Origin of the sequence: Embleya sp. NPDC020630 (genome assembly GCF_044334985.1) — a bacterium.
In the GTDB taxonomy this organism is placed as follows: domain Bacteria; phylum Actinomycetota; class Actinomycetes; order Streptomycetales; family Streptomycetaceae; genus Embleya.
Genome location: NZ_JBIRUB010000008.1, coordinates 376,491 through 392,401, shown reverse-complemented (window position 1 = coordinate 392,401; position 15,911 = coordinate 376,491). Strand labels below are relative to the sequence as shown.

The 15,911-nt window shown below is 69.7% G+C and carries 14 protein-coding genes; 10 read left to right on the top strand and 4 right to left on the bottom strand.

From position 1 onward, the window contains the following. The first annotated feature begins 87 nt into the window (after nt 1-87). From ACH4XV_RS27815 to ACH4XV_RS27785, 7 genes are all read left to right on the top strand, one after another. Complete coding sequence (locus tag ACH4XV_RS27815) at nt 88-369, top strand: type II toxin-antitoxin system Phd/YefM family antitoxin (protein WP_395794351.1); 282 nt, start codon at nt 88-90, stop codon at nt 367-369. Beyond that, nucleotides 366-620, top strand: coding sequence for a Txe/YoeB family addiction module toxin (locus ACH4XV_RS27810; RefSeq protein ID WP_395794349.1), 255 nt, complete (start codon nt 366-368; stop codon nt 618-620). The genes ACH4XV_RS27815 and ACH4XV_RS27810 overlap by 4 nt, the downstream gene beginning before the upstream one ends. Nucleotides 621-624: 4 nt before the next feature. Continuing rightward, nucleotides 625-1,044 (top strand): hypothetical protein, encoded by a 420-nt coding sequence (locus tag ACH4XV_RS27805; protein WP_395794348.1) that lies wholly within the window; start codon nt 625-627, stop codon nt 1,042-1,044. After that, nucleotides 1,031-1,420 (top strand): AAA domain-containing protein, encoded by a 390-nt coding sequence (locus ACH4XV_RS27800; protein WP_395794346.1) that lies wholly within the window; start codon nt 1,031-1,033, stop codon nt 1,418-1,420. Before ACH4XV_RS27805 ends, ACH4XV_RS27800 begins: the two co-directional genes overlap by 14 nt. Before the next feature lie 79 nt (nt 1,421-1,499). Continuing rightward, nucleotides 1,500-2,729: an exodeoxyribonuclease VII large subunit gene (gene xseA / locus ACH4XV_RS27795; RefSeq protein ID WP_395794344.1), complete on the top strand. Its 1,230-nt coding sequence runs from the start codon at nt 1,500-1,502 to the stop codon at nt 2,727-2,729. Nucleotides 2,730-2,882: 153 nt separating this feature from the next. Next, entirely contained in the window at nt 2,883-5,606 is a 2,724-nt protein-coding gene (locus ACH4XV_RS27790; protein WP_395794342.1) for an immune inhibitor A domain-containing protein, read from the top strand. A gap of 29 nt (nt 5,607-5,635) precedes the next feature. Next, nucleotides 5,636-5,908, top strand: a complete 273-nt coding sequence (locus ACH4XV_RS27785; protein ID WP_395794340.1) for an exodeoxyribonuclease VII small subunit — start codon at nt 5,636-5,638, stop codon at nt 5,906-5,908. 145 nt (nt 5,909-6,053) lie between these two features. Here the strand turns inward: ACH4XV_RS27785 and ACH4XV_RS27780 are convergent, their stop codons facing one another. Both ACH4XV_RS27780 and ACH4XV_RS27775 read right to left on the bottom strand, forming a co-directional pair. Then, nucleotides 6,054-8,819 carry an immune inhibitor A domain-containing protein gene (locus tag ACH4XV_RS27780; RefSeq protein ID WP_395794338.1) on the bottom strand — a complete coding sequence of 922 codons (2,766 nt, stop codon included), beginning with the start codon at nt 8,817-8,819 and terminating at the stop codon, nt 6,054-6,056. A gap of 357 nt (nt 8,820-9,176) precedes the next feature. Beyond that, the gene (locus ACH4XV_RS27775) at nt 9,177-9,701 is read right to left on the bottom strand and encodes a DUF4245 domain-containing protein (protein ID WP_395794336.1); all 525 of its coding nucleotides are present in this window, start codon (nt 9,699-9,701) and stop codon (nt 9,177-9,179) included. A gap of 216 nt (nt 9,702-9,917) precedes the next feature. Here ACH4XV_RS27775 and glpX point away from each other — a divergent pair, with 216 nt between their 5' ends. Together glpX and ACH4XV_RS27765 are read left to right on the top strand one after the other, a co-directional pair. Then, complete coding sequence (glpX, locus tag ACH4XV_RS27770) at nt 9,918-10,949, top strand: class II fructose-bisphosphatase (protein WP_379999669.1); 1,032 nt, start codon at nt 9,918-9,920, stop codon at nt 10,947-10,949. Nucleotides 10,950-11,188: 239 nt separating this feature from the next. After that, the gene (locus ACH4XV_RS27765) at nt 11,189-13,225 is read left to right on the top strand and encodes an MFS transporter (protein ID WP_395794334.1); all 2,037 of its coding nucleotides are present in this window, start codon (nt 11,189-11,191) and stop codon (nt 13,223-13,225) included. Nucleotides 13,226-13,232: 7 nt separating this feature from the next. Here ACH4XV_RS27765 and ACH4XV_RS27760 read toward each other — a convergent pair whose 3' ends face one another. Beyond that, the gene (locus tag ACH4XV_RS27760) at nt 13,233-13,517 is read right to left on the bottom strand and encodes a WhiB family transcriptional regulator (protein WP_380034410.1); all 285 of its coding nucleotides are present in this window, start codon (nt 13,515-13,517) and stop codon (nt 13,233-13,235) included. A 195-nt stretch (nt 13,518-13,712) separates the two neighbouring features. Between ACH4XV_RS27760 and ACH4XV_RS27755 the strand changes: the two genes are divergently transcribed. After that, the gene (locus ACH4XV_RS27755) at nt 13,713-14,192 is read left to right on the top strand and encodes a MarR family winged helix-turn-helix transcriptional regulator (protein WP_395794332.1); all 480 of its coding nucleotides are present in this window, start codon (nt 13,713-13,715) and stop codon (nt 14,190-14,192) included. Nucleotides 14,193-14,252: 60 nt separating this feature from the next. Here the strand turns inward: ACH4XV_RS27755 and ACH4XV_RS27750 are convergent, their stop codons facing one another. Continuing rightward, on the bottom strand, nt 14,253-15,911 hold the full coding sequence (locus ACH4XV_RS27750; protein WP_395794330.1) for a fumarate hydratase: 1,659 nt from the start codon (nt 15,909-15,911) through the stop codon (nt 14,253-14,255).

The following is a 15,911-nucleotide window of genomic DNA, read 5'->3' as shown; positions in this document are numbered from 1 at the left end:
GCCGGCCTCTGTGGAGGCCGGCCTTTCGCGTGCCCACGAGCCATGAGTGGTACATTATTCGGTACCACTTGATGCTGGGAGTCAGCCGTGTCCATAACTGCGAGCGAGGCCCGTAAGGCGCTCTTTCCGCTGATCAAGAAGGTCAACGACGACCACGAGGCGATCGAGATCGTGTCCAAGCATGGCAACGCCGTGCTCGTATCGGCCGAGGACTATGCGGCGCTACGCGAGGGCTCGTACCTGTTGCGCTCACCGGCGAACGCCCGTCGACTGCTCAAGGCTTACGAGAACGCCCTGGCTCACGTCGATGTGTCGGAGCGAGAACTGCTCGACCCCGAGTCACCGGACACCGGCAAGAGCGCCGAGTGAGGCTCGTCTTCGAGGATCAGGGCTGGGACGACTACACCTCCTGGCTCAGGCACGACCGCAAGATGCTCGCCCGGATCAACAAGCTCATCGAGGACGTCAAGCGGAACCCGTTCACCGGCATCGGCAAGCCCGAGCCACTGAAGTATCACTTGCCCGGGGCCTGGTCACGCCGGATCGACGACGAACACCGCCTCGTCTACCTGGTCACGGACAAGGAGATCGTCGTCCTCGCGGCTCGGTACCACTACTGACCGCTTGGGCGGACGACGTGAGGCGTGGGGCGCGATCGCCGCCCGCCTGGGGCGGCGCAGCAATCGCTCCGACTTCGTCCAGCGCTTCTGGTGGGGCGAGCAGGCCGAGGCCAAGGGCAATGGCAAGCCGGGGCCGAGGCCGGACGCGGGCGAGGAACGACCGCCTCTGGGCCTGCAGAAGATGCTGCAGTTACAGAGCGAACATCTCCAGGGCTATCACCGCTCCCCGTTCACACCGAACGCTCCGGGCGCCCCGGACCCGAATCCCGAAGCCGACGCGGTGGCGCCACTGGGTCGGGAGACCTGGAAGCAGGCCGTCCGGCGCTTCACCCGGGCCCGCGAGCGGGTACAGGCGTTGGCCGCGGAGCGGCAGGCGATCGATCCGGCGGGAAGGTTCGTACTCCGACGAGGTGTACCCCGGTGACGCCGCGGAAGGCGATTTCGCCGCCGAGCGCAAGCGTCGCCTGAACGAGTCGGTCTTCGTCGTCAGTCCGTTCCGCGACGTCGTCCACGGCCTCGGCAAGGTGGTCGGCGGATCTCTCACCGGCAAGCGCTGCGGCACGGTGCACACCACCCAGGGCAAGGAAGCCGACATCGTGATCCTGGTGCTGGGCACCGGCGCCGGCCAAGTGGGATCCCGAAACCGGGCCACCCGAAGGCACAACCTCCTCAAGGTCGCCGTGACCCGCGCCCGTCGACGCCTCATCGTCATCGGCGACCTCGCCGCCTGGTCGCGCCACCGCTCCTTCGAGGACCTGGCCCGATACGAGCTGATCCACAAATGGACCCCGCAGCGCTGAGCGGGTGCCCGGGCGCCGATCGATCCCTTGGGTCGTGGCGGCTGTCGGGCGGTGGGGGTCGGGTGGATAACCTCTGGAGATGGCCCTTTCGACGTCTGTTGATGCGCCGCTGCCTGTGGCTGAGGTTTCTCGGTTGATCGGGGGGTGGATCGATCGGCTTGGGGCGGTGTGGGTCGAGGGGCAGATCACGCAGCTCAGTCGGCGGCCGGGGGCCGGGGTGGTGTTTTTGACGCTGCGGGATGCCGAGCAGGACGTGTCGATTTCGGTGACCTGCTATCGGAAGGTCTTCGACGCCGTCGGGGACATCGTGGCCGAGGGGTCGCGGGTGGTCGTGCACGCGAAGGCGGACTGGTATCGGGCGCGCGGGACGTTGTCGTTGCGGGCGGCGGAGATTCGGCCGGTGGGCATCGGGGAGTTGTTGGCCCGGCTGGAGCAGTTGAAGCGCTCGCTCACCGCGGAGGGGTTGTTCGATCCTCGGCACAAGCGGCCGCTGCCGTTCCTGCCGCACCGGGTCGGGCTGGTCTGCGGGCGGGCCTCGGCGGCCGAGCGGGACGTGTTGGAGAACGCGCGGCGGCGGTGGCCGGCGGTGCGGTTCGCGGTGCGTAACGTGGCGGTGCAGGGGGTCGGCGCGGTGCCGCAGGTGGTGGCGGCGGTCCGCGAGTTGGATGCGGATCCGGATGTGGATCTGATCGTGGTGGCTCGTGGGGGTGGCAGTGTCGAGGATTTGCTGCCGTTCTCCAGCGAGGAATTGGTGCGGGTGGTCTTCGCCTGTACGACGCCGGTGGTGAGTGCGATCGGGCATGAGCCGGACTCGCCGTTGCTGGATCTGGTGGCGGACTTTCGGGCTTCGACGCCCACGGATGCGGCGAAGCGGATCGTGCCGGACATCCGCGAGGAGTTGCACAAGGTGCACCAGGTGCGCGATCGGGGGCGGCTCGCGCTCCGGGCGCGGTTGGATCGGGAGTATCAGGGCCTGCGAGCCGCCCGTTCGCGGCCGGTGCTGGCCGACCCGCACCGGATGGTGGACCTGCGCGCGGAGGAGGTGGCCGCCCTGGTGGAGCGCTCGCGGCGTACCCTGCGGCACCTCCTGGACCGGGCCGAGAGCGACCTCGCGCACACCCGCGCGCGGGTGGTCGCGCTGTCCCCCGCGGCCACCCTGGAGCGCGGCTACGCGGTGCTGCAACGCGCGGACGGCCACGCGGTCCGGGACCCGGCCGAGGTGGCGGCGGGCGAGAAGCTGACCGCGCGGGTGTCCACGGGACGCTTCGACGTGGTCGTGGCGGACGACCCATCGGCGTCGGGCGACTGACGCGGGCTCGCGACATCCGGGCGGCGCTCATCCGATCTCGCTCATCCGAGTCCCGCTCGTTCGGGTGTCGCGGGGCGGTTCGGCTTGGCCCATTCGTAGGACAAGACGTCGTATCTCACCCGATCGGCGGGTGAAGCGGCTTATTTTGCGCATGTGTTGCGTCATCTGCTCGCCGCGTCCGCGTTGTTGCTCACCGGCGTCGCCACATCCTCCGTGGCCGCCGCCGACGACTCGCCCGCGCGGTGGAATCCGTCAGCCGCCGACTCCTACGTCAACTACGTCGCGCCGAGGGACCCGTTGCCGCCCGACGGACCACCCGGCGCGTCCCCCGAGGTCCGCGAACGCGCCCTGGCCGCCGATCGGCGGGCGCGGGAGTACGACCGCAAGTTCGCCGCCGGGAATCCCGTCGCCGCGCGCCGGCTTGCCCGAGCCGAGGCGGTCGCCGCTCGGACCGGGGTCAGTCCTCGAGCCCAGGAGGGGGCGCCGCACCGCGAGGCGCGGCTGCTGACCGTCCTGGTCGAGTTCGACGATCACGCCGACGACGACTTCTCCGGATTCCGCCGGCCCACGAGCGTGGCCGATCCGACCTGTGTGACCGAGCCGCCGGGCACCGTCAAGAACGGTCCCCGGCACAATCTGCTGCCGGATCCGGCGGTCGGCGGCGGGGACAACAACACGCTGTGGGTCGCGGACTTCGGCAAGGATCACTACGACCGGATGCTCTACTCCGATCAGGGCATCACCGAGCGCGTCCGCCCCGACCTGACCGGCCCCGACGGCCGACCGGGCATCGACCTCACCGGCCTGACCATGCGCTCGATGTACCGGGAGATGTCCCACGGCTCCTACTCGATCGGCGGCGAGGCGGCCGGCTGGGTGACCGTCCCGCACTCCGAGGCCTGGTACGCCGCCGGCCACTGCGGCGCGATCCGCCAGGACAACGGCGGCAGCCCGCAGAACCCGCGCGGGGTACGGCAGTTCGTCACCGACGCGGTGGACCAGTTGGCCAAGTCGCAGCCGAGTTTCCCGTGGGCGGACTACGACAAGGAAGACCCGGGCGACGCCGACCACGACGGCAACACCCAGGAGCCGGACGGCGTGGTGGACCACCTGGTCCTGGTCCACGCCGGCAAGGACAAGTCCGCCGGCGGCGGCGCCGAGGGCACCTACGCCATCTGGGCACACGCCTCCACCGTGCTCTTCGGACACCAGGTCCCCGGCAGCAACATCAAGATCGCCAACTACATCGTGCAGCCCGAGGACTCCGGAGTGGGCGTCTTCGCCCACGAATTCGGCCACGACCTCGGACTCCCCGACCTGTACGACAACTTCAGCGGCGGGGACACCGACGTCGACTTCTGGGACCTGATGTCCTCCGGATCGCACGCCGGCCCGCTGTTCCAGACCATGCCCGCGCACATGGGCGCGTGGTCGAAGTACGTGCTGGGCTGGATCGATCCCCCGGTCGTCCCGGTCGGCGGCGCACCCTCCACCGTGCTGCTCGGCGCCGCCGCCGCCCCGCCGCCCGGCACCCGCGACGCGGTCCGGGTGAACCTGCCCGACGAACGTGTCCGGATCGGCACCCCGCACAGCGGCACGCACATGTGGTATTCGGAGCGGGACCAGGAGTGGTCCGACGCCCGCCTCGTCCGCGACCTCACGATCCCCACCGGCGGCCCCGCGACCTTCTCCATGTGGAACGACTACACGATCGAACAGGACTGGGACTTCGGCTTCGTCGAAGCCTCCACCGACAACGGCGCCACCTGGACCCAGCTCGCGGTCAGCGACGAGGCCGGCAACCCGGTGAGCACCCCGCCCGACTATCCCGACCCGAACCACAACCTCGCCGAGCTGCGCAAGACCCACGGCCTGACCGGCACCACCAACGGCTGGCGGCACGACCACGTCGACCTGACCCCGTACGCGGGCCGAAACATCAAGCTGCGCCTGACCTACAACACCGACGCCGCCTTCATGGAGAAGGGCTGGTTCGCCGACGACTTCACGCTCACCGGCGGCGCCGACGGCGGCACGGTGTGGTCCGACGACGTGGAGCAGGGCGACAACGGCTGGACCGCGGCCAGGGGCAGCACCACGGTCACCCGCGGCGCGGGCTGGGGGCAGACCTCGGGCGAGGTCGAGCGCGAGCAGTACTACCTCCTGGAATGGCGCGCGCCCGTCGGCTTCGACCGCGGCCTGAGTCACGCCTACACCGCCGGGCACAGCGACGAACGGGGCGTACAGGTCCGCCGGTTGGGCTACAACGTGCCCGGCATGCTGGTCTGGCTGCGCGATGCCGAATACCAGAACAACGGCGTGAACTTCAATCTGGGCGCACCGCCCAGCTACGGCGCCAAGGGCCAGACCCTGCTGGTGGACGCCCACCCCGACCCGCGCCGCTGGACGGGCGAGGCGGCCGAGCACTACACGGTCAAGCGCAACCCGCGGAAGAACCTGGACAGCCGGGCCCAGTCCGCCGACGCCGCGTTCGGCTTCGCCCCCACCCCGACGTTCGTCGCGTGCCACTCCAACGGCGCGTGGTGCCAGGACTTCGCCGCCCGCGAACCGGTCCGCGCGTTCTCCGACGCGCGCGGCTGGGCGCCGGGCGTGGAGTACGTCGACGGCGCGCCCGTGGACCGTTTCACCGACGGGTCGACCGTGGTGCCCGCGCGCGGGCCGTACAGCACCCGGGTGGTCCTTCCGGACGGCTCGCCCGATCCCGAGCACTACGGCGTGCCGTACCAGGGCTCCGTGCTCGGCAGTGGCGATCCCGGCCCCGCCCTCGCCTACGGCGCCTCGGCCACGCTGGTGAGCCCGGCCGGGCGCGACCCCAACCGTGGCGCCGCCGTACGGGTCACCTCCGCCCGCCCGTGACGCCGACACCCACGAACTAGGCTGGCGCCATGAGCGAGCAGCAGACCGCATCCGTGCCGGAGGACGAGGCGCCGGCCTACGAGCAGGCCCGTGACGAGCTGATCGAGGTCGTGCGCCGCCTGGAGACCGGCGGCATCACCCTGGAGGAGTCGTTGGCCCTGTGGGAGCGCGGCGAGCGGCTCGCCGTGGTCTGCGAGCAGTGGCTCGACGGCGCCCGGGCCCGCCTGGACGCGGCGGTCCGCGCCGAGCGCGCGGGCGCGGGCAACGGCGCGCAGGACGAGCCGGCCGAGCGGAACGGCTGACCCGACACACCAACGGCACGGCAAAAGGGGCGCCCCCACTCGGGAGCGCCCCTTTCGTCCTACGAATCCCACGGATCCACCGGATCCAACGGATCCACCGGACCTACCGGTTCCACCGCCGCGCGACCGTCACGCGCGGAGGAACCTACTTCTGCGCGGGCAGGATCCAGACCACCGCACCGGAGCCGCCCGGAAGCGGGACCACCGGCAGCACGGTCACGCCGTAGCCCTTGTCGAAGCCCGGGTTGCCCGTGCCCAACTCGGAGCCGTGGAACAGCTTGCCGAACGCGTCCTTGTCCGGCGTGCCGTCCGCCTTGGTGACCTTGGTCGTGTACGGCGCCTTCGCCGGGACCACGGCCGAGCCGTAGCGGTCCTTGGGCAGCGCGCGACCCTTGTACATCTCGGTGCCCGGCGCCCAGCCGACCGTGTCGGTGAACAGCGTCACCGGCTTCTGCGCCTCGAACGAGGTGCAGTACTTGGTGCCGGGGATGCAGTCCGTGAACGGCGTGGTCTTGGTGAAGCCGAACGCCGCGTTGGCCGACTGCGACCGGGAGCCGAGGTTGCCGAACACGTTCTTCGACTCGATGCCCGGGGTGTTCGGGTCGGGCTTGGGGAACTGCGCCGCGGCGTCGCCGGAGAAGCGCAGCGGGTCCGGGTGCGAGTCGACGATCAACAGCTCACCCTTCGGACCCCACGAGGGCCCGTTGTTGATGTTGAAGTTGACGCCGTTGTTCTGGTACTCGTTGTCGCGCAACCACACCAGCATGCCCGGCGCGTTGTACGGCACCCGGTTGGTCTTGCCGTTCTCGCCGGCGGTGTACGCGTACTTCAGGCCCTCGTCGAAGCCGGACAGGTTGCGCCACTCCAGCAGGTAGTACTGCTCCCGCTCGAAGGTGCCGTTGGTCCGGCCCCAGCCCTCGCCCTTGGTGATCGCGTTGGTGCCCTTGATCGCGGTCCAGCCGTTGTCGCCCTGCTCCACGTCGTCGGACCACACCGTGGTGCCGCCGTTGGTGAGCGAGAAGTCGTCGGCGAACCAACCCTTCTCCATGAAGGCGGCGTCGGTGTTGTAGTCCAGCCGCAGCTTGATGTTCTGGCCCGCGTACGGGGTCAGGTCGACGTTGTCGTGCCGCCACCCGTTGCTGGAGCCGGTCAGACCACTGGTCTTGCGGAACGTGGCCAGGTTCTTCTGCGGGTCCGGGTAGTCCGCCGGCGTGCTGACCAGCGCGCCCGCCTCGTCCTTGACCGCGAGCTGCTTCCAGGTGGCGCCGTTGTCGGTGGACACCTCGACGAAGCCGAAGTCCCAGTCCTGCTCGATGACGTAGTCGTTCCACATCCAGAACTTCACGTCGGAGCCGGCCGGCACCGCGATGTTGCGCTCGATCCGGACGTCGGACCAGGCCTGGTCCTGACCGGAGTACCACATGCCGTTGCCGCCGTGCGGCTTGCCGACCGCGACCTGCTTGTTCGGCAGGTTGACCCGGATGCCCCGCGAGGTGCCCTTGGGCGTCTTCGCGGCCTGACCAAGGGTGGCGACCTTGGGCCGGTCACCGACCTTGACCAGGTCCGGGGTCAGCCAACCGAGCGCGTACTTGTCCCAGATGCCCATGTGCGCGGGCTGCGACTGGAACAGCGGGCCGGTGTGCGAACCGGCCGACATCAGGTCCCAGAAGTTCAGGTCCGTCTGCCCGCCGCTGAAGTTGTCGTACAGGTCGGGGAGTCCGAGGTCGTGGCCGAATTCGTGGGCGAAGACGCCCACTCCGGAGTCCTCGGGCTGCACGATGTAGTTGGCGATCTTGATGTTGCTGCCGGGGACCTGGTGTCCGAAGAGCACGGTGGAGGCGTGTGCCCAGATGGCGTAGGTGCCCTCGGCGCCGCCGCCGGCGGACTTGTCCTTGCCGGCGTGGACCAGGACCAGGTGGTCCACCACGCCGTCCGGCTCCTGGGTGTTGCCGTCGTGGTCGGCGTCGCCCGGGTCTTCCTTGTCGTAGTCCGCCCACGGGAAACTCGGCTGCGACTTGGCCAACTGGTCCACCGCGTCGATGGCGAGCTGCTGCGCGCCGAGCGGGTTCTGCGGGCTGCCGCTGTTGTCCTGCTGCGCGTTGCCGCAGGCGCCCGCGCCATACCAGGCCTCGGAGTGCGGCACCTTGATCCAGGAGGTGGCCTCGCCGGAGACGGAGTACTTTCCGGCCGACATCTCCTCGTACATGTTGCGCATGGTCTGGCCCGCGAGGCTGATGCCCGGCTTGCCGTCCGGCCCCTTGAGGTCGGTGCGCATGCGCTCGGTGATGCCCTCCTTGGAGTAGAGCATCTTGTTGTAGTGGGCCTGGTCGAAGTCCGGCACCCACTGCGTGTTGTTGTCGTTCGGGTTCAGCGCCGGGTTGGGCAGCCGGTTGTGCAGCGGCCCGTTCTTCACCGTGCCGGGGGGCTCGGTGACACAGGTCGGGTCCGACACGCTGGTCGGGCGCTTGTACCCGGAGAAGTCGTCGTTGGCCTGGTCGTTGAACTCGACCAGGACGGTGAGCAGCTTCGCGTTCTGCGTGGCGTCGGCGGGCTTGCCGCTGCGCTCGGCCTTGATCTCGGCCGGGCTCTTGCCCGTGCGACCCGCCTCGGCCTCGAGCTCCTTGAGCTGGGCGGCGGCGCGCGGGTTGCCGTCCGAATTCTTGCGCTTGGTCGCGGCGTTGCGCTCGTTCTGCGCCTTGAGCGCCGCCGCCTTGGCCGGATCGTCCGGCAGCGCGCTGGTGTCGATCGCCGCATCGACGGAGTTGACGTAGTGGTCCTCGGGGCCCGGGTTCCACACCGCCTTTGTGGTGTCCACGCGCGTAGGCGTGGCGGATGTCGAGGGCGCGGTCGTGGCCGCGAGGCCGGTGATCGCCAGCGCGGACACGGACAGCAGTGCCACGCGGCGCTTCACCCGCCGGACGCCTTGGGGCGGCGTCGCACCCCTCCCGGGTATCAATGGACTCAACGTGCTCCCCTTTCCGACCGGGGGGCCATCCCCCGGACGCAAAGCGACGCCGCGCGGGATCTGATCAAGCGCACACGGCGTCGGGCCGGCTCGGAAAGCCCGGCGGACCTGTGCCGGCAACCATCGGGTCACGACGGTGCCGACGCATGTTCGACCGGGCTTCCGGACCCTAGGGGCGGGAGCAACGAACGGGGCAGGGGAGGACGTTGGGTCTTTACAAAACCTTTACAAGCACCTGCGCAACATGTGCACTGGGCCGCCCGAATCGCCCCGATACGTCGGACGGATCTCGCGTATTTCGACTCAGGCGGCGGCCGGACGCAGGGATGCGGCGAGAACGGTCAAATCCTCGAAAGTCGCGTTGCCCGTGACCATCGTGGTGACGCCGTCGCGCACCCGGACCAGCGAGCGGTACTTGGGGCCGTCGTACGCCTTCCACTGCTCGCCGGCCACGTCCCGATCGCCGATCGGTTGGCCGCGCTTGCCCTTGTCCCGGACCAGTTCGTCGCTGAAGCCGTTGCTCTGCTCCACCGCGGCGTACTTCTCGGCGGGGTTGATGAACCCGATGTGCCACTTGGTCTGGTTGCGGTCGAGGCCCTGGTAGTCCACCGAGGTCGCCCGCCAGCGCTCGTCCAGGCCCTGCGGGGCGAGCAGCGGGTACGGGGCCACCCGGGCCGCCTGTCGGAACGACGTCTCGTAGGCGACCCGCCGCACGGGATCGCTCTCGTTGTGCGGAGCCACCAGGAACAGCGCACCGACCACAAGGCCGCACGCGCCCAGGGAAAGAACCATGTCTCGAACGGTCTCGCGACCCGACTTCCTCGCCACCCGAACATGGTCGCATTGCCCGCCGGCCGGTTCCGCACGGCCTACCCGCACCGATAACACCGCCCACCGATAACATCGGGGCAATCCCGTTGGAACCAGTCCGGACCCGGGCCGCGCGATCGCCGTGCCACCCGCACCCGATGGCGCACACGGCTCCGGGGGATCAGGGCACCCCTCGTGGTCACGGACCGGTTCCCCTACAGGAAGGCCCGCCGCATGACGGACCAATCTGTACCCCCGCAACTCGAAGTCGCTCCGGAAGCTCCGGACCGCAACCTCGCGCTGGAACTCGTCCGGGTCACCGAGGCCGCCGCGATGGCGGCCGGCCGGTGGGTCGGTCGGGGCGACAAGAACGGCGCGGACGGCGCCGCGGTGAAGGCGATGCGCAGCCTGATCCACACCGTGTCGATGAACGGCGTGGTGGTGATCGGCGAGGGCGAGAAGGACGACGCCCCGATGTTGTTCAACGGCGAGCGCGTCGGCGACGGCCACGGGCCCGAATGCGACGTCGCGGTCGACCCCGTGGACGGCACCACGCTGACCGCGAAGGGGATGAACAACGCGGTCGCGGTGATGGCGGTGTCCGAGCGCGGCAGCATGTACGACCCCTCGGCCGTGTTCTACATGGAGAAGCTGGTCACCGGCCCCGAGGCGGCCGACGTGGTGGACCTGACCGCGCCGATCGCGGAGAACATCCGCCGGGTGGCCAAGGCCAAGCACAGCGCCGTCGAGGACGTCACGGTCTGCATCCTGGACCGCCCCCGGCACGACTCGATGGTCAAGGAGATCCGCGAGGCGGGCGCCCGGATCAAGTTCATCACCGACGGCGACGTGGCCGGCGCGATCATGGCGGCCAAGGACGGCACCGGCGTCGACCTGCTGCTCGGCATCGGCGGCACGCCCGAGGGCATCATCGCCGCCGCCGCGATCAAGTGCATGGGCGGTGTGATCCAGGGTCGACTGTGGCCCAAGGACGCTGCGGAGCGGGCGAAGGCGATCGACGCGGGGCACGACCTCTCGCGCGTCCTGCTGACCGACGACCTGGTGCGCGGCGACAACGTCTTCTTCGTCGCCACGGGGATCACGGACGGCGAGCTCCTGCGCGGGGTGCGGTATCGGGCGAGCACGGCGCTGACCTCGTCGCTGGTGATGCGGTCGAAGTCCGGGACGATTCGGCAGATCGACAGCCAGCATCGGCTGGCGAAGCTGCGGGCGTACAGCGCGATCGACTTCGACCACGCGCGATAGGCCTTTGCGGCCGGTGAATTGACCCCGGCCTTCGGCCGAGGGTGGCCTCAAACGCCGGCCGGGCTGGATTTTGGCTCGGTCGGCGTTTGGCGCGGAGGCTTGCGTGATTGCGAGGCCGCGCGATTGCGAGGCCGCGGTCCGGCTTTCGGTCGGGCCTCGCCCCTTGTCCCACTAATAGGTGCGGATTTTGTACCGGTTTGTGGGGATCCTCCTTGAGCGTCGATCGAGGAGGCCACCGGATGAGCGCGCCGCAGCGCAGTCATGGCAGCAGTCCGGCCGGGGTGGAGGCCGCGCCCCGGCTCGGGTTGGTGTTGACCGGGCTGATGCTCGGGATGTTGGTGGCCGCGCTCGATCAGACCATCGTCTCGACCGCGCTGCCGACCATCGTCGGCGACCTCGGCGGGCTCAATCACCTGTCGTGGGTGGTCACCGCGTATCTGCTCGCGTCGACCGTGAGCACGCCGCTGTGGGGCAAGCTGGGCGACCTGTTCGGGCGCAAGAAGCTCTACCAGGCGTCGATCGTGATCTTCCTGATCGGCTCGGTGCTGTGCGGCATCGCCCAGGGCATGACCGAGTTGATCGCCTTCCGCGCGATCCAGGGACTCGGCGGCGGCGGGCTGATGGTGTTGTCCCAGGCGATCATCGGCGATGTGGTGCCGCCCCGCGAGCGCGGGCGCTACCAGGGCCTGTTCGGCGCGGTGTTCGGGGTGACCTCGGTGGCCGGGCCGCTGCTCGGCGGGTTCTTCGTGGACCACCTCACCTGGCGCTGGGTGTTCTACATCAACCTCCCGATCGGCGCGATCGCCCTCGCGGTGATCGCCGCCGCGCTGCACACCAAGGAGGTGCACACCCGGCCGAGCATCGACTACCTCGGCATCACCCTCCTGGCCGCCGGCACCACCTGCCTGGTCCTGCTCAGCACCTTCGGCGGCACCACGTACCCGTGGGGCTCCGCACAGATCGTCGGACTGGGCGTCGCGGCCGTGGTGTTGCTCGTCGCCTTCGTCGTGGTCGAGCGGCGCGCGGCCGAACCGGTGCTCCCGATGACCCTGTTCCGCAACCGGATCTTCTCGGTGACCGCGGGCATCGGCTTCATCGTCGGCTTCGCGATGATGGGCGGACTGAGCTTCCTGCCGCTGTTCATGCAGGTCGTCAACGGCGCCTCGCCGACCGAGTCGGGCCTGCGGCTGCTGCCGATGATGGGCGGACTCCTGGTCACCTCGATCGTCAGCGGTCGACTGATCAGCCGGACCGGCCGGTACAAGATCTACCCGATCCTGGGCACGGCCGTGATGGCGGTCGGCATGTTCCTGATGTCGCGGATGGACGAGTTCACCACCACCGCCGCCTCCTCGCTGTACATGCTCGTCTTCGGCGTCGGCCTGGGCCTGGTCATGCAGGTCATCGTGCTCGCCGTGCAAAACGCCGTGCCCTACGCCGAACTCGGCGTGGCCACCGCCGGCGCGACCTTCTTCCGCTCCATCGGCGGCTCGTTCGGCGCGGCCATCTTCGGCACCATCTTCAACAACCGCCTGGCGGTCCACCTGCGCGAGGCCGCCGCGCGCGGCGAGGGCCTGCCGCCCGGCACCGCGCCGGGATCCTCGTCCGCGATCAACCCGGCCGAGTTGAACCGGCTGCCGCCCGCGGCCAAGACCGGCTTCATCCACGCGTACGCGCAGTCGCTGCAAACCGTCTTCCTGGCCGCCTCCTGCATCGTGTTGGTCGCGTTCGTGCTGTCGTTCCTGCTCCGCGAGGTGCCGCTGCGCGAGGCCACCCGCGAGACCGAGCAGACCCCGTTGATGTCGCCCACCGCGCGCAGTTCGGTCGACGAGATCGAGCGGGCGATGGCACAGATGGTGCACCGGGAGAACGGCTGGTCGCGCTACGAGCGCATGATCGCCCGCTCGGGCGTGGAGTTGTCGGTGCCGTGCGCGTACGGGATGGTGCAACTCGGCCGGCTCGGGCCGATCTCGATCCCCGACCTCGCCGTCCGCATCCACGAGCCCGAGGCCAGGGTCCGCCGCTACGCCGACGAACTGACCTTCTCCGGGCACATCGAGCGGCTCGGCGAGGGCACGATGGTGCTCACCGCCAAGGGCCACGAAACGCTGGAGGCGCTGGTCGAGGCCCGTCGGCAGATGCTCACCGAGGTGATGGCGGACTGGTCACCCGAACAATCCGAGGAACTGAGCGCGCTGCTGCGCAAGTTGGCCCGGCTGACGACGGACACCCCGCACGACCACATCGTCGGCGAGGCGGACCGGCACCCGGGGTGACGGCGAGTCAGTGATAGGCGCGCCTGCGACGCACCGCCCCACGCTCGTTCGGCGTCAGGCCGCCGCGTACCCCGACCGGGTTGGTCTCGGCCAGGGCGCTCTCCCGGCATTCCAACAGGACCGAGCAGCGTGCGCAGACGCGTTTGGCGTCCTCCTCGCGGGCGAGCCGGGCGACCACGGGTTCCCCGGGGTAGCCGAGAAAGATCTGCCGGTCCACGCTCGCACACGCGCCGGACGGCGGCGGTGTCCAGGTCGCGCGGGCGCTGCGGATGATGTCGATCCGTTCTGTCACGCTGTGCTCCTCACGTCGGCTGGTGGGCTCGGTGGGTGTCGCCTACCCGACGAATTCCCAGGCATGCGTGCCGGCGTGACAAGGCGACGACAAGTAACCACAAGGAAACGTCAAGGAAACCGAGGGCCCACGGCCCCACTTTCCGACCCGCGGAAACAGCGTCCATGTATTTGGTAGCCATGTACTGTTTTCGCCATGAGCACGACGACCGAAGGGGCGACGCCCGGTTTTCTGGTGTGGCGTCTGTCGATGAAGTGGCGGGTGGCGGTGGACCGGGCCGTCGGGCCGATGGGGCTGACCCACGCGCAATACTCGCTGCTGGCCTCGCTGTACGGCATGGCGCGCTCCGGCCGGCAGCCCAGTCAGCGCGAACTCGCCGACCACACCGGCCTGGAGGCGCTCTACGTCTCGAAGCTGGCGCGCACCCTGGAGGGCTCGGGCCTGATCGAGCGCACCCGCGACGCGGCCGACAGCCGGGCGATACGGCTCTCCCTCACCGAGCACGGGCGTGAGGTCACCGGCCGCGCGATCGGCATCGTCCGAGAGCTGCACGAACGTTTCCTGGCCCCGCTCGGCGGCCCCGGCAGCCCTCGCACCGCGGCCTTCACCGCCGAGTTGGCCGCGCTCCTCCACACCCCGCTCGACCCGGACCCCGCCGAGGGGCCCGGGGCCTGACGGCCGCGGCCCGGGTGCCGAACCCGCTCGACACCCGGGCCGCGACGAAGCCGACCGGACTCACGACCGCCGGTTGATCTGGAACGTCGGCGTGGTGACGTCGGCGAAGAAGTCCTCGCCCTTGTCGTCGACCACGATGAAGGCGGGGAAGTCCTCGACCTCGATCTTCCAGACCGCCTCCATGCCCAGCTCCGGATACTCCAGGACCTCCACCTTCTTGATGCAGTCCTGGGCCAGGCGCGCGGCCGGGCCGCCGATCGAGCCGAGGTAGAAGCCGCCGTACGTCTTGCACGCGTCGGTGACCTGCTTGCTCCGGTTGCCCTTGGCCAGCATCACGAACGAGCCGCCCGCGGCCTGGAACTGCTCCACGTAGGAGTCCATCCGCCCGGCGGTGGTCGGGCCGAACGAGCCCGACGCGTAGCCCTCGGGAGTCTTCGCCGGACCCGCGTAGTAGACCGCGTGGTCGCGCAGGTATTGCGGCATCGGCTTGCCCGCGTCGAGCAGTTCCTTGATCTTGGCGTGCGCGATGTCGCGCGCGACCACGACCGGGCCGGTCAGCGACAGCCGGGTCTTGACCGGGTACTTGGACAGCTCGGCGCGGATCTCGCTCATCGGCCGGTTGAGGTCGATCTGTACGACGGCGTCGTCGAGGTCGTCGTGCGTGGTCTCCGGGAGGTACTTGGCCGGGTCGGTCTCCAACTCCTCCAGGAACACCCCCTCGGCGGTGATCTTGGCCAGCGCCTGCCGGTCGGCCGAGCAGGACACCGCGATCGCCACCGGACACGACGCGCCGTGCCGGGGCAGCCGGATCACCCGCACGTCGTGGCAGAAGTACTTGCCGCCGAACTGCGCGCCGATGCCCATCTGCTGGGTCAGCTTCAGCACCTCGGCCTCGAACTCCACGTCGCGGAAGCCGTGCCCCAGCGGCGAACCCTGACCGGGCAGCGTGTCCAGGTAGCGGGTGGAGGCGTACTTCGCGGTCTTGAGCGCGTGCTCCGCGCTGGTGCCGCCGACCACGATCGCCAGGTGGTACGGCGGGCAGGCGGCGGTGCCGAGCGAGCGGATCTTCTCGTCCAGGAAGCGCAGCATGCTCTGCGGGTTCAGGACCGCCTTGGTCTCCTGGTACAGGTACGACTTGTTGGCGCTGCCGCCGCCCTTGGCCATGAACAGGAACTTGTACGCCTCGCCCGGGGTCGCGTAGAGCTCGATCTGGGCGGGCAGGTTGTTGCCGGTGTTCTTCTCGTCCCACATGGTCAGCGGCGCCATCTGCGAGTAGCGCAGGTTCAGCTCGGTGTAGGCGTTGGCGATGCCGCGCGAGAGGTGCTCCTCGTCCCGGCCGTCGGTGAGCACGTGCTGCCCGCGCTTGCCCATCACGATCGCGGTGCCGGTGTCCTGGCACATCGGCAGCACGCCGCCGGCCGCGATGTTGGCGTTCTTGAGCAGGTCGAGCGCGACGAAGCGGTCGTTGGCCGACGCCTCGGGGTCGTCCAGGATCCGCGCGACCTGGGCCAGGTGCCCGGGGCGCAGCAGGTGCGAGATGTCGCGCATCGCGGTGCGCGCGAGCAGTCGCATCGCCTCGGGATCGACATTGAGGAACCGACGCCCGCCCGCCTCGAACGTGGACACGCCGTCGGCGGTCAGCAGCCGGTAGGGCGTGGCGTCCTCCCCGAGCGGCAGCAGATCCGTGTAGGCGCTGAAGGAGTTCAGAGGGGCGGACAT

What these genes read in the sequence shown, in the direction of transcription:
- xseA (WP_395794344.1), top strand. Translation starts at nt 1,500, where the DNA reads ATGGCCCTTTCGACGTCTGTTGATGCGCCGCTGCCTGTGGCTGAGGTT.
- glpX (WP_379999669.1), top strand. Translation starts at nt 9,918, where the DNA reads ATGACGGACCAATCTGTACCCCCGCAACTCGAAGTCGCTCCGGAAGCT.
- ACH4XV_RS27750 (WP_395794330.1), bottom strand. Translation starts at nt 15,911, where the DNA reads ATGTCCGCCCCTCTGAACTCCTTCAGCGCCTACACGGATCTGCTGCCG.
- ACH4XV_RS27765 (WP_395794334.1), top strand. Translation starts at nt 11,189, where the DNA reads ATGAGCGCGCCGCAGCGCAGTCATGGCAGCAGTCCGGCCGGGGTGGAG.
- ACH4XV_RS27785 (WP_395794340.1), top strand. Translation starts at nt 5,636, where the DNA reads ATGAGCGAGCAGCAGACCGCATCCGTGCCGGAGGACGAGGCGCCGGCC.
- ACH4XV_RS27755 (WP_395794332.1), top strand. Translation starts at nt 13,713, where the DNA reads ATGAGCACGACGACCGAAGGGGCGACGCCCGGTTTTCTGGTGTGGCGT.